Below are 23,705 nucleotides of genomic sequence, written 5' to 3' on the forward strand. Positions count from 1 at the left end.
ATTTTATATAAATAATTATCAAGTTACAACTGTTTCTGGGGAGGTAAACTATGGAATTTATTACAGTAAAGGGCTTGAAAAAAGAATACATCGTGTATGAAAAGAAAAGCCTTTTTAGAAGAAATAAAAGAAAAATTGAAGCTCTTAAAGGAATTGACTTCACTGTTAAAAAAGGTGAATTTCTAGGTTATATCGGTCCCAATGGAGCTGGTAAATCTACAACCATAAAAATACTTACAGGAATCATGACTCCAAGTGAAGGAACAGTAAATGTAGGAAAATATATACCCTATAAAGATAGAAAAAAATATGTAAAAAACATTGGTGTAGTATTTGGTCAAAAAACTCAGATGTGGTGGGATCTGCCTGTAATAGATACTTATGAACTTCTAAAAGGTATTTACAAAATTGATGAAAAAAAATATAAAAAACAATTAGAGTATCTTGTAGAAAAATTATTTCTCAAAGACATTCTAAAACACCCTGTAAGACAGCTTAGTCTCGGTCAAAGAATGAGAGCTGAATTGGGTGCCTGTATGATTCATGATCCTGACATACTTTTTCTTGATGAACCGACTATAGGCTTAGATGTGGTATCTAAACATAAAGTAGTAAATTTTCTTAAAGAAATTAATGGGCGAGGAAAAACCATATTTTTAACAACACATGATATGAAAGATATAGAAAAATTATGCAATGAAATGTTAGTTCTTAATCATGGAAAAATTGTATATAAAGGTAAAGTAGAAGAATTGAAGACAATAACAGATTTGCCTATAAGAGTTATAACAGAACTTGAACTCAACGATAGAAGTACACTACTAAATCAGTTATTATCTCAATATCATGGCGATTATGATACTGTAAAAAAACAACTTATATTTAACTTAAAGAGTAAAAAAGAAGTTTCTGAAATAGCAAAGGTACTTTTCAACAACTTTGATATTAAAGATTTTAAAGTCGAAGAACCTAGCATAGAGGAAATAATAAAAATAATATATACAAACTAAAGCTCATAAAAAAACATGGAGGAATAATCATTATGATATTAAGCCAGATATCATCACATTAGGCAAATCTCTCGGCAATGGCTATCCAATCAGTGCTGTAGTTATAAGTAAAGAAATAGCTAATCTAGTTGAAATGAAAAATTTCGGTAGAGATATTGGAGAATTTTTATGAACCAGTTAAGAGAAATTCAAAGTAATAGCCCAATTATAAAGGATGTTAGAGGAAAATGTGAAAAAGGCAAAATGATTGTAAATAACAAATCATTTGCCTTTTTACTTATTAGAGATTTATCTATTGATTTATAATCTCAACTCTCCTGTATTAGAATATAAAATATTTTCTTTTTCCACTATTTCATCTTTTTGGCTGCTAGACATTTTTATATTGCCATAATTTTCTTTTATCTTACTTCTTACAATATTAATTGCTTTTTCTGGCGCAACAATAAGGCCAAAATTTAAAATTGATTTTACTTTTTTATTAAACATATCAAGATCAATATTTTCATCAATGACTAATTTCCCCAGATTTTTTACCGTTACTCCTTCATCAACATTTTGTACAATTCCTGATAAGACCATTTTCCCTGTATTCTTAAGCAATTTTCCTTTAATTGTTTCTATTTCTATATCTTCATTCCCTAAAATACTTTTAACAGCATCATAGTTTTTTGCACTACAAACTACACTATCGCATATTAAAGATTTAATATGTTCTTTGAGTTTACTATCATCCTCAAGACATATTTCTACTTCCCCATCTACAAATAAAATACTATCATTATATCTTTTTATTGTATTATCATCCAAGTTTATATCTTGCTCTATATATTTTGAACCCTTTGGCACTACAGTTTTATCTAATGAATAATACTCATCAATATATTGAACAAATTCTTTTTCAAGCTCATCTGCTATTACTAATTTGTTCAATATTTGAATATTAGATACTTTTTCTTCAAATAAATTCATATCAACATCTTCAATAATGATAACTTTATCAATAGCTAATTTTGAATGTGGCTTCAGCCCATATAAAAATTGGTTGTTTAATACAACAGCATCCTTAAATAGTATATAACCATCCTTATAACTAGAAATTCGCCCATTTATTGTAGATTTTGATTGTATAACCCCACTTAATTTTTCTGGACATACTATTCGTCCATTTACTATCATACAGTATATTTTTTCATTTATAAGATTAATGTCAACATCTTCTTTGAAAATAGTTATCCCATTTACTAAAATAGCTACTGGATTTAAAAGTCCTTCTAAATAACTTCTGTCTATTTTCAAGTTCCCTGAACAAGTAACCAGTTGTATATTCTTTGGGATTTTTACAATACATCCTATATTTACTTTTTCACAATTTTTAAGCAGTAATTGTGACTCATCACTTTCAATGAGTATCCCTATATTACATATTTTAGTAATATTCTTTGCTAAATCTTCTTTAATATTTCTAGTGTCTAGTAAGCCTATATTCTCAATTATAGACATTTTATAACCTCCCTCTATAATCTTTTATTTTAAATTTTGCTTTTTAGCATTTTTAACGAAGCACTTAATCGAGATCTCACAGTAGAAGACGATATTCCGAGTATCTCTCCTATTTCACTACTATTTAATAACATCTTGTACTTAAGCACTAAAACTTCTTTATTCTTTTGAGGTAATTTTTGAATTAAATTATCAAAAACAATTTGAGACTCAAGATCTTGACTCTCCTTAGATAATACATTGTTTAATATACAATTTTCATACAGTAGTATCTTGTTTTGTTTCCGTATAAAATCAATGTTTTTGTTTTTTATTGTAGTAAAAAACCATCCCTTTATTTGATATTCATTCATATCATTAAACATTTCTTCTCTTTCTAGTGCACTTACATATGCTTCTTGTACAAAATCAAAAGCTATATCGCTATTTCTTGTTATAGATTTTGCATATGCAATAAACTCCTTGTTATATTTTTGATAAACTAAATAAATATTCACTTTATCACTTCCTCGATTGGTGCTTCTACATATATAACGCATGAAAATATAAAAGTGTCCATATTATTTTTTGAATATTCATCTTAACTTAATCAATATTAAATCTAAAAATATTAAGAAAGCTAAAACTCATGCATTACTCAACCATATAGTATTAATATCAAGAACTATTACACTAAATAAAAATGAACCATTATAAAAGCTGCTTAATTTAAATTGCTTTTTAGTAAAATCAATTTTCATATATATTATATTCTATTTCGTAACTATATCTAACAATAGTCATATTATGTTAGTAAGTATCTCCAAGGAGATGATTATATGTATTTATGTCCATTTTATCCTTTAAATCAAATGAATGTGAGTAAAATATTTATACTGGATTTTAAGCAAGGAGATGTTAATGGTGATTTAATAATAGATAATGTCTATTTAGTAGGAAAAAAACCATACGGAATAACAAGTCCCTTTGTTGATAATATAACTCTATTAATTCAAGACGGAAGGACAAATATTTTTTACAAGATTGTACCAAAAGAAAATGCTGGATATAATCCAACAATCTTTTTAGGAGATTTCACTGGAAATAAAGTAAGCGAAATTCTAATTAGTATCGATTCAGGAGGAAGCGGTGGATATGCTTTTTATTATATCTATTCCTTTATGAATAATACTCCAATAAAGATCTTTGACCATGAAAAATTCAACCAGAAATATACCTATAAAGTAATATATAAAGATTATTATCAAGTTGAAGTTAAAGGTAACAATGCAAAAAAATATATTATAGACATTAAATATAAAGGTAAAGAATATCTATCTGAGATATATGATGCTAATGGTAAACTTAAAAAGCCTATTGAAGGATGGGTAAATCCTCTTGGAGGATTATATCCTATAGATTTTCAAAGAGATGGGACTTATGAATTATATGCGACCCAACGAATAGCAGGTAGGTATAATGCTGATGCACTAGGATATGTACAAACTTCATTAGAATGGAATGGCAATGATTTTGTTCCATTCTTCCAAACTGTAGGAATACTAGGATAGAATGAATTCTATCCTAGTATATTTTTATAACTCCCATAATGGACTTCATCAAAATCTTCCTTAACTTATTTAAATCGGAGATTTTGTTCTTGATTATTTGATATTTTTTAACTAAGTTCTATATTTTTAAAAATAATATATAGAAATATATAGATTTTGAATATATCATAATAATATGTAAAAAAATCTTTCAATAGATATGTTAATTTTTCAATTTGGTATTATTATATTTAATATAGAAAAATAGGAGGCTATATATCATGATAAATGGATTTTATATTATTATTGGACTTATAGTAATATTTTCAGCAGGGTTTATACAGGGAATAACTAGTTTTGGATTTTCTCTACTCACTTTACCTATTCTAGGTACATTTATACCTCTTAAAACAATTGTTCCGATGATGGTAATATATAGCCTAATAATGAATTCTATGATTCTTTATAAAATAAGAAAGCATGTAAATATAAAGAAAATATATTTATTAATTATATCTGCAGTCATAGCTACTCCAATAGGAGCTAACTTATTAATAAACTTAAATGAAAACATATTAAAGCTAATAGTAGGTATAATTGTTTCTATATCTGCCGTTTCTTTTCACTTTGGATATAAAATTAATATTAATAACGAAAAGCTTGCATATATACTAGTAGGTATCTTGAGTGGATTATTAAATGGCAGTGTCAGCTTAAGTGGTCCTCCAGTAATACTCTTTTTAACTAACCAAGGCGTTTCCAAGCAAAATTTTAGAGCTACCTTAACAGCATATTTCTGGATACTTAATATAATGACTATAATAACCTTTTTATATAAAAAACTTATTACATATGAGGTTTTAAAACTTACAGGTTATCTATTGCCTACACTAATTATTGGTGTCACGATAGGTATTAAGTTAGGAAATAAAGTTAAAGAAAAGATGTTTAAAAAATTAACTACGATTTTAATAATTTTAATGGGAATATTATCAATTATTTCTGGAATTAGATAGAGCCAGGCAAAGTGCCTGTCTCCTTGTCTTATTTATGATACGGCTGGCCCCTACTTATTCTAAAAGCTCTATAAACTTGCTCTAATAAAATTAATTTCATCAGTTGATGAGGGAATGTCATTTTTGAAAAAGATAATTTGAAGTGACTTTTATTTATAACTTCCTGTGATAATCCTAAAGAACCACCTATTATAAAAGTTATATTACTGTTTCCTGATAAGGCCAAACTATCAAGTTTCTTTGAAAATTCCTCTGAAGATAAACTTTTACCATCAATACATAAGGTTATAATATAAGAGCTTTCATTCAATTTGCTTAATATTCTTTCACCTTCTTTTTTCTTCACAATTTCCATTTCAGCTTCACTTAAATTTTCTGGTGCTTTCTCATCACTAACTTCAATTAATTTTAGTTTGCAGTACTTAGATAACCTTTTTGAAAACTCTTTTATACCATCATTTAAATATTTTTCTTTGATTTTCCCTACTGAAATTATCGTTATATTCATTTAAATCCTCCTATATAAACTACTTTAATTACGTAATTATTCTTTATATAAAATCGCATACTATCACTCTGGAATATAAATTTATCTGTAATACTTTCTATCCTATCAACTTTTAATAATTCCTCTTTCAGCTTTTTATTATCTATATTCAAACCACTTCCTATAATCTTATCATCCTCTACAGCTACTAAAAAAAGTTGTAAAATTACTCTTTCATAATTATCTGGCAAAAAGTCTCCTTTTAGTTTATTACACCTTTTACAGCAAGTTACTAAATTAAAAATATCATTAGTTCCACCTTTACTCACAGGAAAATAATGATCTAATGTAATCTGATGGAATTTAAGTTTTTTCCCACAGTAAAAACATCTTTTTAAATCTCTTTGATAAATATACAGCTTGTCCTTATTACCAGGCTTCACAAAATCACACCTTGCTTTATACCTTTCCGTATTTTTTACTCTAAACTTTCATTTTAAATTCTCAATTTTACATTCTAATTGCATACGTAATCAGCCTATACTATTAAATATTTAGGCGTTTTATCACAAAAATCACAAGTATGCGGACTTGTCCAATCAGTAAAAGATATTTTATCTAATTCATAGATGTCAGGTGGTTGCTCATACACATCAATAAACTCCTCAATTGCAATGTCTAAATGTTCGTTGCAAACAACATACATACAAATCACTCCATTTATTTTTAATATAGTAATCCTTTCCTATAAACCAGTACCTAGTACCAAGTACCCAATTATAGTATTCTCATTTAAATATCAAATTATATACAAAAGGCTTGACTATATTTAAAGCCAAGCCTTGTAATCTTCTAGTAATTGTCTGGTCTAGTTGCAAATGTTAATTCTAGATTAATAGTTTCTCCATTTCTCATAATTTGAATATTAGCTTTATCTCCAGGCTTATATCTATAAAGTATTCTTCTTAAATGATTCATAGACATTACATTTTCACCATCTATTTTCAATATAACATCTCCTGCTCTTATTCCTGCTTTAAATGCTGGTGATTGAGACGCAACCTCTATTACAATCACACCACTGTCAGCCTTTAAATCAATACCTAAAGCTTTTTCATATTTTTCTACTTCAACTCCTGATATACCCATAAATACAGTTTTAAACGTTCCTTGTTTAATAACCTGCTCTATAATAGGTTTAGCAGTATTAATCGGAATTGCAAAACCTAATCCCTCTGCTGATTGTATTTTAGCAGTGTTTATACCTATTACTTCGCCTTTTGAGTTTAGTAATGGACCTCCACTATTACCAGGATTTATTGATGCATCTGTCTGTATTAAATTTTCAATAACATTACTTTCATCAACTCTAATAGATCTATTTAAACCACTTATAATTCCAGAAGTTACAGTTCTTTGGAATTCCAAGCCCAAAGGATTACCTATTGCAACAGCCAATTCTCCAACTTGTAGTTTGTCAGAATCTCCCAAATCAGCTGCTGGTAAATTTGTTGCATCAACCTTAACAATAGCTAAATCTAAAGCTTTTTCATACCATAAAACTTTTCCTTCCTTTTTATCTCCATTCTTAAATAATACAGTTATCTTATCTGCTTTTCCATCTGCAATTACATGAGAGTTTGTTAATATATATCCATTGCTGTCAACAATTACACCAGAGCCAACCCCTTGCTGTTGACGAGGCCCCCAGAAAAAGTAATCTACAGTCTGTATCGTAGTTATACCAACAACTGACTTCATAGCCTTCTTGGCCACAGCAGTTACAGTTGTAATATCATCCTTTGGTATTATTTTTATTTCTGCATTTTCAGCTATATTCTTCTTATATAGCTCTGGAATTGGTAAATACTTTCCGTATAAATAGGCTGGTGCAACATATGAAGAAATTATTCCACCAATTAATGCTGCTATCAAAGCCACTATAAAATATGAAAATACTCCCCTTCTTTTCCTATAAGATTTATTAGGAGTTATAGGGCCTTTAACGTAATAGTCGCTGGTATTAGCAATTTCCTTTTCATAAACTTCCCCAACATTATTGTTTTCATTTTCACTTTCTCTTTTTTCTTCCCAATCCATTTTAAAAACACCTCCTGCTACAAATCATATATTTTTGTTGGCCTATCTCTTTGGGTAAGCTCAAGAATAACATCATCTCCTATTTTTATACCCTTTTCTCTTAAAATATTAACAACTGTTTGATAAGCTAATTCTGGAAAATTATTTTCTTTACTCAAATGTGCTAGAAGTACCTTTTGTCTTTTCCCAGAAAATACTTCTGATATTATTTCTCCAGCTAATTCATTAGATAAGTGCCCTGTATCTCCTAATATTCTCTTTTTTAAAAACCATGGATATCTACCCATCTTTAACATCTCTATATCGTGATTGGACTCTATTAGCAATAAATCTGAATTATATATTTTCTTTTTAATATCTTCACTAACATATCCTGTATCTGTTACTAAACTTAATTTTACATTTTTATGATAAAAGCAAAAACCAACAGATTCAATTGAGTCATGTGAAGTTCTAAACGGCAATATTCCTAAATCTTTTAATTCAAATTCTTTTTCTGTATTAAATATCCTAATATTATTTATGCTTATTTCTCCTATCTCATTCTCCATTACCTTCCAAGTACTCTCATTAGCATATATAGGTAAATTATATCGTCTAGAAAGAATCCCTACACCTTTTATATGATCTTTATGTTCATGAGTAACTAATATACCATTTATATCTTCAGGTGAAATACCTATTGATTTTAATGAATTTTCAATTTTTCTTCCACTTAATCCTGCATCTATCAGTAGCTTAATTCTATCTGTTTCAATGTACTGGCAGTTACCACTACTTCCACTAGCTAATGAACAAAATCTAATAGTCATCCTTGTCCTCCAAACAATTTTTTCGCAGTTATATTATAACACAAAAAAAATAATGAAAAAAGCCGAGTGATTTCCCGGCTAAATTTCAACTCTCTTAATTTTTGCTCCTAAGTTCCTAAACTTCTCTTCAATCTTTTCATAACCTCTATCTATATGATAAATATTGTTTATTTCTGTTATCCCTTCTGCAATAAGACCTGCTATTATAAATGCTGCTCCAGCTCTTAAGTCTGTTACTGATATCCTAGCTCCACTTAAACGCTTTACTCCTTCTACTACCGCAACTCTACCTTCCACTTTTATATTTGCACCCATACGCTTTAATTCATCAACATATTTAAATCTTCCTTCAAAAATACTTTCAGTAACTACACTTGTACCATTTACTGTTGACAATAATACCGTCATTGGTTGTTGTAAATCTGTCGGAAAACCTGGGTATGGTAAAGTCTTAATATTTACACTTTTAAGATTATCAGACCCTTTAACTCTTATAGAATCACCATACTCTATTACTTCAACACCCATCTCCTTTAATTTAGCTGTTATAGACTCCAAATGCTTAGGAATAACATTATTAATTAACACATCTCCTCCTGTAGCAGCAGCAGCTATCATATATGTACCTGCTTCAATCTGGTCAGGGATAACGCTATAAGTACATCCGTGTAACTTATCAACGCCTTTTATTTTTATAACATCTGTTCCTGCTCCTCTTACATCAGCACCCATCATGTTCAAGAAGTTAGCTACATCAACAACATGTGGTTCTTTAGCAGCATTTTCAATTATTGTAGTACCTTCAGCTAATACAGCTGCAAGCATAATATTAATTGTAGCACCAACACTAACTACATCAAGATATATCTTTGCGCCTACTAATTTATCTGCTTTACATCTAATAACACCATGCTCTATCTCTACTTCTGCTCCTAATGCTTCAAATCCCTTTATATGCTGATCTATTGGTCTAGTACCTATATTACATCCTCCGGGATAAGCTACTTCAACTTCCTTAAATCTTCCTAAACCTGCCCCTATTAAATAGTAAGAAGCTCTCATCTTATTTGCCAAATCATATGTAGCACAGCATTTATCAAGTTTGCTTGAATCTATTGTCATAGTCCCATTTTCATCTAGCTCTACATCTACACCTAACTCCTGCATTATATCTTTAAATAGATATACATCTCTAATATGAGGAATATTTTCTATATAACACTTATCTCCTGATAATATAGAAGCAGGTATAATAGCAACTGCAGCATTCTTAAATCCACTTATATTAACTTGACCTTCAAGTTTTATTCCACCTTCAACTATAAGCTTTTCCATGTATCTAACTGACAAAAGTCAGTATAGTCACCCCACTTTCCACTTTGGTATATTAAGTCCATAATAATATTATATACAAGTATTTAGTTTTTTTAAATACTAATCTTTAATACTATGAAAAATAATGAAATCTTTATTGCCTTGTCTACTATTATCTATATGCTAGTCCAAAAAAAAATAGAAGAAAAAATAATATTCTTCTATCCTTAAATACAAATTATTCAATCTACAAATATCAAAGTTCCATCACTAAGCTTTATTCTCCAAGCTGGTCCTGCTTCTCCTTTTAATGTCTTCTTCCAATCTCTTGCACCATGTTTTATCGGATCAAAATAATAACACAATCTTATATCTACTATAGTTTTCCCATAAACATCTTCCATCGTAAGCAGCCTTAGAAGAGACTCAGGTGCAGAACTTATTGTTATCTTACGTTCACTCGTCTTTACAAAATTAAACCAAAGCCTCTCAAATCTTTTAATCCCTGTATTATCTATTTCAAATATCATATAACTTTTCTCTAATAACATATCTTTATTTGTTTTAGTATATCTTAAAATATGTCTATTCCCATTAAAACTATAATCTGTTAATTTATAATCATTTTGATCAAAACCTTTGCTCTTAATGAAATTCTCTGCAATCGAAATTGCTATATTTTTGTTAAGTTGATTATAAATTTTAATAGAAGAATCATTTTTATATACTATTTTTTTATTATCTATTATTTTTAACGTTTCACTTCCATTTTTATATAATATTTCTCCATCAACAACTTCTTTATTATAATCACCTAGTAATTTTTGTGCTAATTTTTGTGGGTCTTGTATTTCATATTCTATAGTCAATAGAGGTAAAGATGGAATAGTTCTAGGTATATCTGCATCAATCTTTATACCTTTCTGAGAAAGAAGATTCTCAACTTCTTTTATAAATTCTTCCTTTACAGTAAGGTAAGCACTTTCATCTCTTTTATTATCAATAAGCACATATACCAAAATTAAATTCGTAATTAAGAATGCTATTATCAGTATATTTATGGCCTTCGACCAATCCATTTATGTTCACCATCCAAAATAATATCTATTCCGGTAGCCCCCCATCGACAAACTTACCATCATGCATATCAAAAATATAAGTAATTCCATCTACAGCAATTACCCATACCCCCATTAATTTTTGTTTATACTTTTTATCCCCATAATCAAAATATCCTAACTCAATATCATCTATCAATGACAAAATCGTAAAATTATCAATTTGTTCTATTTTCAAATTGTTTTTCTTAGCTACATCTGCTTTAATCATCGACAAATTAGTTTCTATAACCTTCTCTGGTGGCAAAACTGTCTCCTTAGAAGATTTTTTGTATTCAACCTTACTTATAGTCCTTATATATCTTTTATAGCTTTTTACATTCTTATTAAATACTTCTATTTCTATAGGACTGCTAAACTTATTTCTATCAGTATAAATAGTTAAATTATTAACTCTATATGTAAATTTAAATCTATATCCTTTATTCCCTTTATACTCTATTTCTTCAATAGAAGACAAATAGGCTTCTTCCGGCCATCCTAAATGATTTGTAATAAAGTCTACCGCTTTATTTAAGCTAATAAAAAGATTTCTCTCCGTTACGTTTTCATCTAGAGTATTAAAATATTCAATTAGCCCATTTTTTGATATCTTCAAACCTTTTTGTCCATATAAAAAAATAACAGATCCGTCAGTCTCAACTATTTTTCTAGCATACTCTAGATCTTCTCTAAAAAAACTTTTTGCTACAGATTCCATAGACAGATAACTTTCAGTATTCATTTCATTATTTACATACACATAAGGAATTATATAATTTAAACTTGATGTATTAATAGGAATATAAACATCCTTGTCTATACCCCACATTCGGATTGAATAATATTTAAGCACATTTTCTCTTTCTATTTCATTCAATGTATCTATTAAGATACTAGTATCAACCTTAATATTATATATTTTTATATGATTAGTTTTATTGCTAAGTACTATGTAAGGATTTCTTCCCAAATAAATATAAATATTCCGTACATTTTTTATACTATTATAAATCGAACTTGAAGGCTTACAATTCAGTACCTTTACTAACATATATATTGGTATATCTTCGGTAAAAAATAAATTTATAGATTTTTTAACATCGTTCTTAATAATTTCTCTTTCGTCTATCTCCTTATAACTTAAATCTTCATTTTGTAGAATCCCTTTTAAATAGGACCTAGTTTTCAACCATAAATCATATCTCTCGCCTGAATATAATATAGTATAATTACCCCCAAAATTAATTAAGTACTTTTCAGGAGATATCACATCTGACAAAATATAATTATATCCAATACCTTTGTCTTTATCTTCATTAAAAGAAGGAATTAAGGTGAATGGAAATTGTATCCATAATTGTTGTGTTAAAAAAATACTAATGAGAACCAAAGATACTAGCAAAAAAGCCTTCGCCCTCTCTCTTTGCATTTAGAATCATCTCCAGAAAAGTGGTATGCTAGTATCTTGATTATTTGATACATCTATCATTTGTCTAATAGTTTCAGAAAAGTTCATGTTTCCGATGTTATTAATATATTCTTTAACTTTTTCCATATCAGTAACAAATACATATTTAGTTATAATATCAGTTACTTCATCATCAATAACATATATGCTTATCTTATTTTTCCCTGGTTTAAGCTCTAACTCCTTAGCAAATACACCTAACTCTCCTACTTCTAATACTTCTTTTGACTCAAGTTTATATGTTTCTTCTGGTTCTTCTATTTTTTCCATACTGCTATCATTTATTGGTAATGTATCTACATTAAAATCAACATCTGTTAAGCTAGCAGAAGAGTATACTTCTACAATTATCTTAAGTCCTTGTCTTGCTCTACCCGAAAGCAAAACAATGTTATCAGTAGTAATCAAATTATCTTCTGGATAAATTATATCAATAATATTTTCTTTTTTAACAATTTCGATATTTGTATCATTGTTTTCTATCTCACTATCGTTTCCAATCGAATAACCAACTGTTCCGTAAGTACCTATTATCACTATTACTAATGCTCCCGTTAATACCTTCCTAAGCATAATTATTCCTCCTTAAAGGTACAAATAGTACTTCAGCATAATTATATAACAACATTATTACAGATATATTACAACGCTATTAAAATTGAATTACACCCCTGCAATAGGTAAAATAATATCAACTTCCGTACCAACATTATACTTACTTCTTATCTTTATATCTCCATTATGTGCTTCTACTATCTGCTTTGCTATTGAAAGCCCTAAGCCTGTACCACCTAAAGCTCTAGATCTTGCTTTGTCTACTCTATAAAATCTTTCAAATATTCTATCTAAATCTTCTTCTGGAATACCAATACCATTATCTTTAACAGTAATAATCACATTATCATTTTCTCTTTTTACAACAATACTTATTTCGCCCTTTTCAGGAGTATACTTAATAGCATTACTAACTATGTTTAGTATTACCTGCAATATACCATCCTTATCAGCAAAAATATCTGTAATATTTTCCTCCATTTGAACATTTATGCTTTGATTTTTCTCCTTTGCAAATATCTCTGTTCTTTTTAAAGTTTCTTCTATAAGCTCTTTTACAGAAATTTTTGTCATATTCCATTTTGTCTGTTTAAAATCAAGATTCGAAAGTTGTAATAAATCTCTTACAATTCTAGCCATTCTATCACATTCATTATTTATTACATTTAAAAATTGCATAGAATATTGTGTATTGTCAATTGCACCTTCAAGGAGAGTTTCTGTATAACTTTTAATAGTTGTTATCGGAGTTTTTAACTCGTGAGATACATTAGCAACAAATTCCTTTCTCATATTCTCTAGTTTTTGTTGTTCAGTTATATCCTGCAAGACTACTATAAGACCACCGTAGTCACCATTTTCATTTTTAAATGGTGCAAATCTAGCTCTGTAAATTACTGAATTATATTCAAAAACTTCGCTACCTTCCCATTTATCAATCTTTTGAATATATTCTAACGTCAACTTTTCATTTAATGATCTTACTAAATCATCATATTTCTTTTTGTTTAACTCATCATAAGACAGTCCAAATAAATCTAAAACAATCGGATTTGCATGTATGATTTCTCCATCTTTATTCACTGCTATCACACCATCAGCCATATAAGTAAAGATGGTATCCATTTTACTCTTTTCACTATATACTTCAGATATTGTTGCTTTAAGTTTTTGAGTTAAATAGTTAAACATGCTAGCTAACTGTCCAATTTCATCATCTGATTTAACATCAACAAACTGGTCAAAATCACCTTTAGCCATTTTTTCAGCTTTTACTGTAACATCATTTATCGGTCCTGTTATACTTTTTGCAATAAAAAAACCCAGAAAAACTGTAATAAATAAGGCTAATAGTGTTGCCTGGGTCAAAATAATTTTAGATTCATCTATAGTATCATATACATCTTTTAAATCTGATATAAGATATATAATTCCCTTAACTTCTCCAATTTTATTAAATACAGGATAAGCTAAATGTTTCTCTTTTACATCTGATCTATCTGAATTGGATATGATAGCATCAACTTTTTCTCCATCTAAAGCAGATAGTATCAAAGCTGAATTAAGTAATCTGCACTCAAAAGCTTTTTTACCCTGAAATTTTCTATTGTTGCTTGCTAATATCTCTGGTATTTGTGAATTACTTAATATATATAAAGTTTCTGTAGTCTTTAAAGGCCATTTTGAAATAGTAGATTGTATACTTTCCTTTGATCTTTCCCAATTATCTTGTTGTATTGCCGAAGATCTTATTATTTCCTCAATACGATACTCCATATCATCAGAAACCTGATTAAGTTGATGTTTCTCTAAATTTTCTATAATAAATACTCCTACTATAACCATCGCTATAAATACTAATAGAAAGTAAATAGTTATAAATTTCCATCTGACACTATTGAACATTCTTACGCCCTCCTAAAGTAATATCCAACACCTCTTTTAGTGAGGACATACCTAGGACTACTAGAATCATCTTCCACTTTTTCTCTTAACCTTCTTACAGTAACGTCTACTGTTCTTATATCTCCATAATATTCATAGCCCCAAACTTCCTCAAGTAATTGTTCTCTTGAAAAAACTTGCCCAGATTTTGTTGCTAAAAACTTAAGTAATTCAAATTCTCTTAATGTCAACTCTATAATCTTATTGTTCTTTTTAACTTCATATCTATTTAAATCTATAACTAAATCTTCACAAACTATTATTTCTCCATTAGAATCCCCATTTGACATATCTACTCTTCTTAAATTAGCTTTAACTCTAGCTATAAGTTCTCTCATACTAAAAGGTTTTGTTATGTAATCATCAGCTCCAAGTTCTAATCCTAATACCTTGTCCACTTCTTCTTCCTTAGCTGTTAACATTAGTACAGGAGTCTTAAGTTTATGTCTTATTTCTTTAAGTACTTGGAACCCATCTTTTTTAGGTAACATTACATCCAATAGAATCAAATCTGGTTTTAAGCTAAAAGCTTTAAATACAGCATCTTCACCATCATATGCCAATTCAACTTGAAACCCTTCCTTCTCTATGTTAAATTTCAATATTTCAGCAATAGGTTTCTCGTCATCTACAACTAGGATTTTCTTATTCATCAATTATCACCTCAAATATTATAGTTTGTGAAAAAAAGTCAATTCTCTAGAGTATATGAATTTACACATCATCTTTATTATAATTCTATATTATGATTAATTTATCCTTCAAATATTTTTTCTAATATCTGTATGTTTTGTCAACATAATATGACTTATTTTTGTAAATAGGTCAAAAGACCTGTAGAATTTTGTCTAATTATATAATATAATTTATATTGAAATATGCAAAATATAAAATATGGTAATATTTTATTCTCCATCCCCCATAATTTTTATATAAATGAAGTCAACCAAACGGTTGACTTCATTTATTTTAACTCGTATAAATTAATCTTTAATACTGCTTTAGTTGAACTTTTTAAATTATTACCTTCTCCTAAGGTTATTAAAATGTCTTTTAACTTCTCAAATCCCCAAATATCAGAAATCTTTTTTATAACTTCAAAAGATTTTCTATATGCAATATATTGGTCTAACTGATAAAAATTTTTATCTAAACTCTTTATATCTACTTTATCTAAATATTGAATATCTTTTCCCCACTCAAAACCCGTTAATTTATATTCTGCATAAAGTGCTATTCCTTCTGTAAGCCACATTGGGTAATTTCCATGAGTAATCTTATCAACTATAAGATGAGTAAATTCATGAACAATAGGACCATCTTTTTCATAAACCATATTGAAGTTTTCAGTATCTTTTATCCATAGTTTAGGAGATAATATGTTAATCATTCCACCATAATAAACACCAACTGGATATGTTTGTTTATTTAAACGTGTATTTTTCAATAGTTCATTTCCATCATCGTATATTATAATAATGTTCTTTTCTTTATTATAATAATCAAACATCTTACAAACAACATTATAATATTTTTCTGCTATTTCTCCTGTTAGATATGCAACTTCCTTATCTTCTTTATCAAATCTTATAATAAAATGTTTAGTTTCTAATATATCGTAATCTTTTATATTTGCTAATATCCTCTTTTTTTCTATATTATTATACAAAGTATTGATAGAACCCTTTAAATATCCAACAACCCTTACATTAGTAATGAAAATAAATATAAGAACAAGTATTACAACAATCAACAATCTTAAAATATCTTTTATATGTTTTTTCATTCTATTGTTCCCCCTTTCTTTTAAATATGTATATGGGGAACGTACATATTATATCATGTTATTATGTAAACTTCATTGGTAATTTTTGTTTTTGTATATATGTAAATCCTAAAAGTATAACCTTTTAGCCTCCTCGTGCATAAATTAAATCATAGGAAGGTGAGATATATGAGGAGGCAAAGAAAGTATAAAATTGATCCGATAGTAAGTGCTAAGCTTAATTCGAAATCTAAAGAAGAAATTCCTGTTATTATCAGAGCTAAAAACGGTAATTTCAATATGCTTAGCAATATCGTATTAGGTATGTCAAGTAAAGTTAAACGTACTCTTCCTCTAGTAGGCGGAATAGCTTGTAATTTAAATATTGAAGCTATAAGTAAATTAGCAAAAGATCCAAATATCGAATATATAAGTTTTGATTCTAAAGTTTTTGCCCTATTAGATATCGCAACTTCTTCTATAAAAAGTAATTTCGCTCATGAATTAGGATATACAGGCAAAGGAGTAACAGTTGCTGTAATTGATACAGGTGTAGCACCACATAATGACCTTACCAAACCTAGAAACAGAATTATAGGTTTTAAAGATTTCATAAACGATAAAACTTCACCATATGATGACAATGGTCATGGCACACATGTTTCAGGTATAATAGCTTCAAATGGATATTCATCAAAAGGTAAATATGCAGGTGTAGCACCAGAATGTAATATTTTAGGAGTAAAAGCATTAGACAGCTCAGGAAGCGGTAGTACATCAGATATAGTTGCAGCAATAGAATGGGTAATAAAGACTAAAAACGTATACAATACTAAAATAATAAATCTATCATTAGGTAGCCCACCTACAAATCCATACAATGAAGATCCTCTTGTAAAAGCAGTAGAAGAAGCTGTTAAATCTGGTTTAACTGTTGTTGTTGCTGCCGGCAATAGTGGACCAGCTAAAGAAACAATATTGTCTCCAGGTAATTCTAAAAAAGTAATTACAGTTGGAGCAGTAGACGATAATAAGACTCCTGAATTAAGTGATGACTTCATTGCACCTTTTTCAAGTAGAGGACCTACAAAAGAAGGATTCAAAAAACCAGACGTTGTAGCTCCAGGTGTGGATATCATGTCGCTATCAAGTAGCAATCTTAGTAGCTATACTTCATTAAGTGGTACCTCTATGGCTACCCCTATGGTATCAGGAGCCTGCGCCCTATTATACAACAAACATGGCAACCTTAGTCCAAGTCAAGTTAAAGCAATGATTATGAAATCCTGTGTAGATTTAAAAGATACCTATAATAATCAAGGCAGTGGGGTAATTAATCTAGAAAGACTATTTAAAGAAAAACCTATTGAAGATGTCCCTGAAGAAAAACCATATACAGAAAACTTATTTGGAGACAATTTCATTGCTATTGTATTGCTGTTCTTGCTTTTAAGTAAAAGAATTTAAAAAAATTAGCTCAGTCAAAAGACTGAGCTATCTATATTTTTTGCCTAAATATTTATATGGATTTACTGGTTTACCGTATTTGCGAACTTCAAAATGCACATGAGGTCCTGTACTTCTTCCTGTATTACCAACAGCAGCTATTACTTTTCCTTTATAGACTTTCTCACCTTTTTTTACATAGATTTTGCTGCAGTGAGCATATCTAGTTGTAAATCCGCCTCCATGATCTATTTCAACCATGTAGCCATATGAACCTCTCCATCCGGCAAAAGTTACCACTCCACCATCTGCTGCTTTAATAGGTGTTCCAGTCCTTGCTGCTAAATCTATACCCTCATGCATTCTGCCCCATCTCTTGCCGAAGCCTGAAGTCAAAGTACCTCTCGTAGGTGTTATAAAAACACCTGTTGCTTTAAGTGGTGGTATTTCCTTAGTTCCTTTAATAATAATCTGAGATATTGGATTAGAAATAATAGTTTCCTTTAAAATCTGCTTTGCAACTTCAATTCCATTATGTTTTTCTATTTTAGCTATAACCTCTTTTTTACCGTATACTCCTCTTCTTTTTATTACGGCTTGATCCTTATACATTTTAGAACTATATTCATATTTTATATCAAAATCAATATTTTCAGTATATTTTTTCTCTTCATAAGTAACTACTGTTAAATATGGCTTAGGCACTATTAGACTCAATTCATCTCCTGGATGAATAAGTTTAGGATTTACATCTGGATTAGCTTTAATCAAATCGTTTACAGTCAAATTATACTTATGTGCTATAGTCCAGAAATTCTCACCCTTTTTTACTACATGAGTTTTAACTTCATCTGTTCCTTTTTGAATATAATTTAACACCTTATCAAAATCTTGTACTGCAGATATAGGTACTTCTTTTTTTACTACTTTAACGTTTTCAACAAACTTTATATCTTCTATTGAAGAATTTTCTTGCTCTGCTGAGTTTATATAAGGTTCTTTAATCTTATCTAATATTTCTTTAGCTAAATCTTCTGTCTTAAGAACTCCTAATACCTTTCCATCTGCTTCAATAGCATATGCAAATACATTGAATTCAATATTATCTTTCAAATTATTCTTAATATCTTCTTTTTTTGTTAACTCGTTGTCTTCAGCATGAGTATCTTGATACTCAAACTCATCTTCAATAGTAACTTCAATACCATAATTAGTAGTTAGTTCTTTTTTTAGCGTAGTTACAACATCATTAACAATTTGTTTATTCCTAACCGTACCTATGTAATTACCATTATAATTAACCCTAAAAGCCCTTGTATATATCTCATGTTTTACACTCTTTCTATATTCAGCAAATGCAAAACCACCTGCTAAAATTCCTATTATAACAGCAAACGTGATTATTTTATTGAATTTTTTCCCTTTATTCTTTATATTTAATTTTTTGATAAGTTCACTAATTCTTTTTAAACGCGAGCTATTCATTCTAAAGCTCCTTCCTAAAAAGTTTTCTGTAACACAATTGTAATATAAACTCAAAATAGATTATATCATATATCGCAAAATTTACAAAGAATAATCTAATGCATGTCTATAATTAGTTTATTATTTTAATTTAAAATATATTCTATCTAAGCGATAGCTCTCTAATAATAGCATCATTCCTTTTTAAGTCTAGAACCTCTCTACATATTTCAATAAAATCTTCTGTTTTTGCATTTCTAAACTTATTCCTTTCAAAATAAAGCTTTAAAATATTAAAGAACTTCTCATCTCCAATTTTTCTCCTAAATTCATTTAAACTAATTGCTCCTTTTTGATATACCAACCCTAAATACTCTTGCCATGAATTAAAATTACTCAGGCTCTTATTTATAGACTGATTTATAAAATCAGAATCTTTATACTTGCTAAAACGGGCAATAACCATTTTATTAAATACTCTATCCTTAACTTCGGTACCATACTTTTTCTCAAAATATAAAATGGTTGAATATTCAGTTAAACTCTCATCTAACCACGGTTCATCAACTTGATCATTTCCAACAATACCATACCACCACTGATGAGCAGTTTCATGTGCAATAATATATTCTAATATATCTGGTTGTCTATATGAATATATATCATTATCTATCATAACCACATTCGGATATTCCATACCTCCAACATAAAAGTCACTCGCTACAACTTCAAATTCTTTATAAGGATATTTACCAAATAAGTCATTAAATATTTTTATTGAATCTACCGCATATTGCAAAGCCTCTTTTTTATACGTATCATTAAAACAATAAGAAACTACTTTGATATTATCAACCCAAGCCTCTTCTTTCTTAAATTTATCACTTAAAATAATAGCAAAATCTCTAACATTATCAGCTTCAATATAATATTTCACCTTATCATCCAATTCTTCTTTATCAACAATCACACCAGTACTAACTGGAAAATAATTTGATGGTATAACAAGCTCTACTCTATAATTACTAACATCACTATAAAATGGATCGCCTAATTTATAATAAGGGTCTAAATTCCATCCTGTTTCATCATAGACAGCTAAAATAGGATACCAATTCGTTATATTAAAAGTATATTTGTCATATCCAAATCTTCCTCTAGAATTTGGTATTTTTATTTTCCCTTGTATTTCTACAGTCATTTCTGCACCGTCTCTAATCCATCTTTCAAGCTCAATCATAAGTATTGTATGATCTCGTCCTATAATCTTATATTTTTGCTCTTTATCATCTACCATTACTTTCTTTATATCAATGTATCCTGAATCAAATCCATTTGGATAAGCTTCATTAATTTCTTCTTTAAAATATGGTACTGTTTTTGCCTTTCTAAAAGCATTTGGATATATGTGAAAGTATATTTTTTTTAATTTCTTTCCTGTATTATTTATATAGCTTACTTTTTCATCAATATAAATTATCTTATTTACGGGATCAAACTCTGCTTTAATAAAATATCTATTTAACATATTTTGGTTTATATTAAATGTAAATTGGACATCATCTCTAATAAATGTATATGTTATAATTGGTGTTATTGTTATTATGAAAAGCAGTAAAACTTTAAACATTATTTTTGATAATAATTTATGCATCTCATCCCCCCACTCACCTTTCATTTTTGAACTTATTACTAAAATATATTAATTGATAATTGGAAAATATAACTTAATATAATTTAGATAAACATTATGTTATAATAGTATAAAAATACGACTTTGTGTCTTTTAGTCGACATGGGACATAAATTCAATGGGCATTTGGTACTAGTCACTAAATACTCGATGTTTATTTTCGGATGATTGATAGTCAATAGCCAATAGTTAAAAATAATAGACTAACGACTAATGACTATTGATTAAAACTGTCTGTGCCCTGTTATCTGTCAACTGGTAACTTAATTTGACAAATATCAAATAGTAAATAACTAATAGCTTTAAACTCTTTCCTATTGATTATAAAACTAATTTTTTGGTAGGTGAGTATATTGTCTTTCTATAAAGAAATTACTGATATAGACTTAGGGGATACCCCAATTGAAAATATTTTTATCAACGACTTTATGCCAATGGCTAATGGAACCTATGTCAAAGTGTATTTATTAGGATATAAATATGCTAATGATAAAGACACTAATATTGAAGTTACTAATGAAACTATCGCAAAACATCTGAATATTCCTTTATCAGATGTGCTAAAAGCTTGGGACTTTTGGGAAGAAAAAGGTATAATTAAAAAACATCCTAAAGAAGATGATCAATATAACTATATTGTTGAGTTTTTAAACTTAAAACAGCTATATATTAATAACAACTACAAACCAATAACATCTAAAACTATTAAGCATACTGAAAACACATACTATTCTTGTTCCGTAGACGATTTAATTGAAGCAAATAAAAACACTACAATTCAAGATATGTTCTATTCAATAAATCAAATAATCAGACGCCCTCTGGTACCTAATGAAAAGAAAAAAATCCTTGAATGGATATATAACTATAATATGGATCCTCAAATAGTTGTTAAAGCCTTCTTTTATTCCGTAGAAAGAAGAAACAAAAAAAATGTTAATTACGTAGAAGGAATAATAAGAAACTGGTATGATATGAATATTACTAATTTAAAAGCATTAGAACAGTATTTAGAAACTAAAGATAAAAGATTCAAAATCTACGAAAGAGTCATGAAAGCTTTAGGCTTTAATTTTAGACCACCTAGCGAAGCAGAAAGAAAAGTAATAGACAAATGGTTTGATGAATGGAAATTCGATTTAGATATTGTATTAAAAGCATGTGAAAATACTAAAAAAACATCAAATCCAAGTATAAATTATATAGATGGCATACTTTCATCTTGGTACAGTAAAGGAATTAAAAATGTTAATGAAATTGAAGAAAAGGACAAGCCAAAAACTAATCAAAAATCTGCAAATCAAAATAAAGTTAAAACTAAATTCCATAATTTTGAACAGAGAACTTCTAAATATACTTCAGATGAACTAGACAAGATCGTAAGAAAAATTTTCGAAGAAAAAACTCATAAGAAAAATACTTAATTTCCCTATTTGAGGAGGGTATTCATGAATAATAGTATGATTAATGAAATTTTAAGAGAGTACGAAAAGAAAAGAGATAAAGCATTATATGAACAAAGACTAAGACAAAATGAAGTTTATTCAAAAATTCCTAGATTAAAAGAAATAGATAAATTAATATCCAAAACAGGTCTAATGATTTCTAAAGCAATTATAAACAATCCTCAGAATTATAACGATAAAATAGAAGAAATAAAAAACAAACTAGAAGAATTAAAACGAGAGAAAGCTATATTACTTACTGAAAATAATATCCCTCTAGAATATATGGATATTAATTATGAATGTAACAAATGTAATGACACAGGGTTTCTAAAAAACGGAAGTAAGTGTTCTTGTTTTAAACAAGCTCTTATCAATAGAGCTTACAAAATGTCTAATCTTGAACATATTCTCTATAAAGAGAACTTCCAAACTTTTAATATTAACATTTTCAGCAATAAACCTTTTGAAAATGAAAAAGTAACACCAAGAGAAAATATGCAAAACATATTAAGTATATGTGAAGGATTTGTATTTAATTTTGATGAAGATAACGAAGAAAATCTACTATTTTATGGAACGACTGGATTAGGCAAAACTTTCATGTGTAATTGTATTGCTAAAGCTCTATTAGATAAAGGAAAAATAGTAATATATCAAACAGCTTTCAAAATACTTGAAATAATAGAAGAATATAGATTTAGAAGAAATTCAAATAAGGATGAATATAAATTAGACTATGAACTTCTATTTGATGCAGATTTGCTGATAATTGATGATTTAGGTACTGAACTAGTAAATACCTTTACTAATACTGAAATTTTTAACATAGTAAATTCAAGATTGATAAAAGGCAATAAAACTATAATATCTACAAACCTTTCACCTATAGAGATATCTAATACCTATACAGATAGGATTTTTTCAAGAATTCTAAACAAGTTTACTCCAATTAGGTTTTTTGGTCCTGATTTGAGGTGGGAAGTATAAAAAAAGAAGCTTAAGAGAATATCTTAAGCTTCTTTTTTATGGAGCTGGCGATGGGACTCGAACC

The 23,705-nt window shown here is 28.5% G+C and carries 24 protein-coding genes; 8 read left to right on the plus strand and 16 right to left on the minus strand.

The genetic code is table 11. The annotated features are described in order from the left end of the window. The first annotated feature begins 50 nt into the window (after positions 1–50). From TR13x_RS06490 to TR13x_RS11165, 3 genes are read left to right on the plus strand one after another with little or no spacing between them, the layout of a single operon-like run. Entirely contained in the window at positions 51–1,010 is a 960-nt protein-coding gene (locus TR13x_RS06490; protein WP_054871100.1) for an ATP-binding cassette domain-containing protein, read from the plus strand. Beyond that, positions 1,000–1,182, plus strand: a complete 183-nt coding sequence (locus tag TR13x_RS11425) for an aminotransferase class III-fold pyridoxal phosphate-dependent enzyme (protein ID WP_152912129.1) — start codon at positions 1,000–1,002, stop codon at positions 1,180–1,182. Before TR13x_RS06490 ends, TR13x_RS11425 begins: the two co-directional genes overlap by 11 nt. Further along, positions 1,179–1,316, plus strand: coding sequence for a hypothetical protein (locus TR13x_RS11165; protein WP_161802935.1), 138 nt, complete (start codon positions 1,179–1,181; stop codon positions 1,314–1,316). The genes TR13x_RS11425 and TR13x_RS11165 overlap by 4 nt, the downstream gene beginning before the upstream one ends. Here TR13x_RS11165 and TR13x_RS06495 read toward each other — a convergent pair. Continuing rightward, the gene (locus TR13x_RS06495; RefSeq protein WP_054871101.1) at positions 1,311–2,513 is read right to left on the minus strand and encodes a hypothetical protein; all 1,203 of its coding nucleotides are present in this window, start codon (positions 2,511–2,513) and stop codon (positions 1,311–1,313) included. The genes TR13x_RS11165 and TR13x_RS06495 overlap by 6 nt on opposite strands. A 29-nt stretch (positions 2,514–2,542) precedes the next feature. Further along, on the minus strand, positions 2,543–3,010 hold the full coding sequence (locus TR13x_RS06500; protein ID WP_054871102.1) for a sigma-70 family RNA polymerase sigma factor: 468 nt from the start codon (positions 3,008–3,010) through the stop codon (positions 2,543–2,545). 321 nt (positions 3,011–3,331) lie between these two features. Here TR13x_RS06500 and TR13x_RS06505 point away from each other — a divergent pair, with 321 nt between their 5' ends. Together TR13x_RS06505 and TR13x_RS06510 are read left to right on the plus strand one after the other, a co-directional pair. After that, positions 3,332–4,063: a hypothetical protein gene (locus TR13x_RS06505; RefSeq protein ID WP_054871103.1), complete on the plus strand. Its 732-nt coding sequence runs from the start codon at positions 3,332–3,334 to the stop codon at positions 4,061–4,063. Between the two features lie 260 nt (positions 4,064–4,323). Then, positions 4,324–5,058, plus strand: coding sequence for a sulfite exporter TauE/SafE family protein (locus tag TR13x_RS06510; protein WP_054871104.1), 735 nt, complete (start codon positions 4,324–4,326; stop codon positions 5,056–5,058). 28 nt (positions 5,059–5,086) lie between these two features. Here the strand turns inward: TR13x_RS06510 and rlmH are convergent, their stop codons facing one another. From rlmH to TR13x_RS06565, 12 genes are all read right to left on the minus strand, one after another. Continuing rightward, positions 5,087–5,566, minus strand: coding sequence for a 23S rRNA (pseudouridine(1915)-N(3))-methyltransferase RlmH (gene rlmH / locus TR13x_RS06515; protein ID WP_054871105.1), 480 nt, complete (start codon positions 5,564–5,566; stop codon positions 5,087–5,089). Beyond that, the gene (locus TR13x_RS06520; RefSeq protein WP_054871106.1) at positions 5,563–5,988 is read right to left on the minus strand and encodes an HNH endonuclease; all 426 of its coding nucleotides are present in this window, start codon (positions 5,986–5,988) and stop codon (positions 5,563–5,565) included. The genes rlmH and TR13x_RS06520 overlap by 4 nt, the downstream gene beginning before the upstream one ends. Positions 5,989–6,083: 95 nt before the next feature. Continuing rightward, complete coding sequence (locus tag TR13x_RS10955) at positions 6,084–6,251, minus strand: CxxH/CxxC protein (protein WP_069650722.1); 168 nt, start codon at positions 6,249–6,251, stop codon at positions 6,084–6,086. 146 nt (positions 6,252–6,397) lie between these two features. Then, positions 6,398–7,645: a S1C family serine protease gene (locus TR13x_RS06525; RefSeq protein ID WP_054871107.1), complete on the minus strand. Its 1,248-nt coding sequence runs from the start codon at positions 7,643–7,645 to the stop codon at positions 6,398–6,400. Positions 7,646–7,662: 17 nt separating this feature from the next. Then, complete coding sequence (locus TR13x_RS06530) at positions 7,663–8,457, minus strand: MBL fold metallo-hydrolase (protein ID WP_082394817.1); 795 nt, start codon at positions 8,455–8,457, stop codon at positions 7,663–7,665. 78 nt (positions 8,458–8,535) lie between these two features. After that, on the minus strand, positions 8,536–9,792 hold the full coding sequence (locus TR13x_RS06535; protein WP_054871108.1) for a UDP-N-acetylglucosamine 1-carboxyvinyltransferase: 1,257 nt from the start codon (positions 9,790–9,792) through the stop codon (positions 8,536–8,538). Positions 9,793–10,013: 221 nt separating this feature from the next. Then, entirely contained in the window at positions 10,014–10,850 is an 837-nt protein-coding gene (gene yycI / locus TR13x_RS06540; RefSeq protein WP_054871109.1) for a two-component system regulatory protein YycI, read from the minus strand. Between the two features lie 25 nt (positions 10,851–10,875). After that, on the minus strand, positions 10,876–12,300 hold the full coding sequence (gene yycH, locus TR13x_RS06545) for a two-component system activity regulator YycH (protein ID WP_054871110.1): 1,425 nt from the start codon (positions 12,298–12,300) through the stop codon (positions 10,876–10,878). Between the two features lie 6 nt (positions 12,301–12,306). After that, complete coding sequence (locus tag TR13x_RS06550) at positions 12,307–12,912, minus strand: hypothetical protein (protein WP_054871111.1); 606 nt, start codon at positions 12,910–12,912, stop codon at positions 12,307–12,309. Positions 12,913–13,002: 90 nt separating this feature from the next. Further along, positions 13,003–14,799, minus strand: a complete 1,797-nt coding sequence (locus TR13x_RS06555; RefSeq protein WP_054871112.1) for an ATP-binding protein — start codon at positions 14,797–14,799, stop codon at positions 13,003–13,005. Between the two features lie 2 nt (positions 14,800–14,801). Continuing rightward, the gene (gene yycF / locus TR13x_RS06560; protein ID WP_369813267.1) at positions 14,802–15,494 is read right to left on the minus strand and encodes a response regulator YycF; all 693 of its coding nucleotides are present in this window, start codon (positions 15,492–15,494) and stop codon (positions 14,802–14,804) included. 308 nt (positions 15,495–15,802) lie between these two features. Further along, positions 15,803–16,624, minus strand: coding sequence for a peptidase MA family metallohydrolase (locus tag TR13x_RS06565; protein WP_054871114.1), 822 nt, complete (start codon positions 16,622–16,624; stop codon positions 15,803–15,805). Between the two features lie 168 nt (positions 16,625–16,792). Between TR13x_RS06565 and TR13x_RS06570 the strand changes: the two genes are divergently transcribed. Next, positions 16,793–18,070 (plus strand): S8 family peptidase, encoded by a 1,278-nt coding sequence (locus TR13x_RS06570; protein WP_082394818.1) that lies wholly within the window; start codon positions 16,793–16,795, stop codon positions 18,068–18,070. Between the two features lie 27 nt (positions 18,071–18,097). Here the strand turns inward: TR13x_RS06570 and TR13x_RS06575 are convergent, their stop codons facing one another. After that, positions 18,098–19,534, minus strand: coding sequence for a peptidoglycan DD-metalloendopeptidase family protein (locus tag TR13x_RS06575; protein ID WP_054871115.1), 1,437 nt, complete (start codon positions 19,532–19,534; stop codon positions 18,098–18,100). A gap of 142 nt (positions 19,535–19,676) precedes the next feature. Beyond that, on the minus strand, positions 19,677–21,167 hold the full coding sequence (locus tag TR13x_RS06580) for a M1 family metallopeptidase (protein WP_054871116.1): 1,491 nt from the start codon (positions 21,165–21,167) through the stop codon (positions 19,677–19,679). A 392-nt stretch (positions 21,168–21,559) separates the two neighbouring features. Between TR13x_RS06580 and TR13x_RS06585 the strand changes: the two genes are divergently transcribed. Both TR13x_RS06585 and TR13x_RS06590 read left to right on the plus strand, forming a co-directional pair. Further along, complete coding sequence (locus TR13x_RS06585) at positions 21,560–22,630, plus strand: DnaD domain-containing protein (protein ID WP_054871117.1); 1,071 nt, start codon at positions 21,560–21,562, stop codon at positions 22,628–22,630. 24 nt (positions 22,631–22,654) lie between these two features. Then, positions 22,655–23,641: an ATP-binding protein gene (locus TR13x_RS06590; RefSeq protein ID WP_054871118.1), complete on the plus strand. Its 987-nt coding sequence runs from the start codon at positions 22,655–22,657 to the stop codon at positions 23,639–23,641. Positions 23,642–23,705 lie beyond the last annotated feature (64 nt).

The sequence above is a fragment of the Caloranaerobacter sp. TR13 genome (assembly GCF_001316435.1).
Classification (GTDB): domain Bacteria; phylum Bacillota; class Clostridia; order Tissierellales; family Thermohalobacteraceae; genus Caloranaerobacter.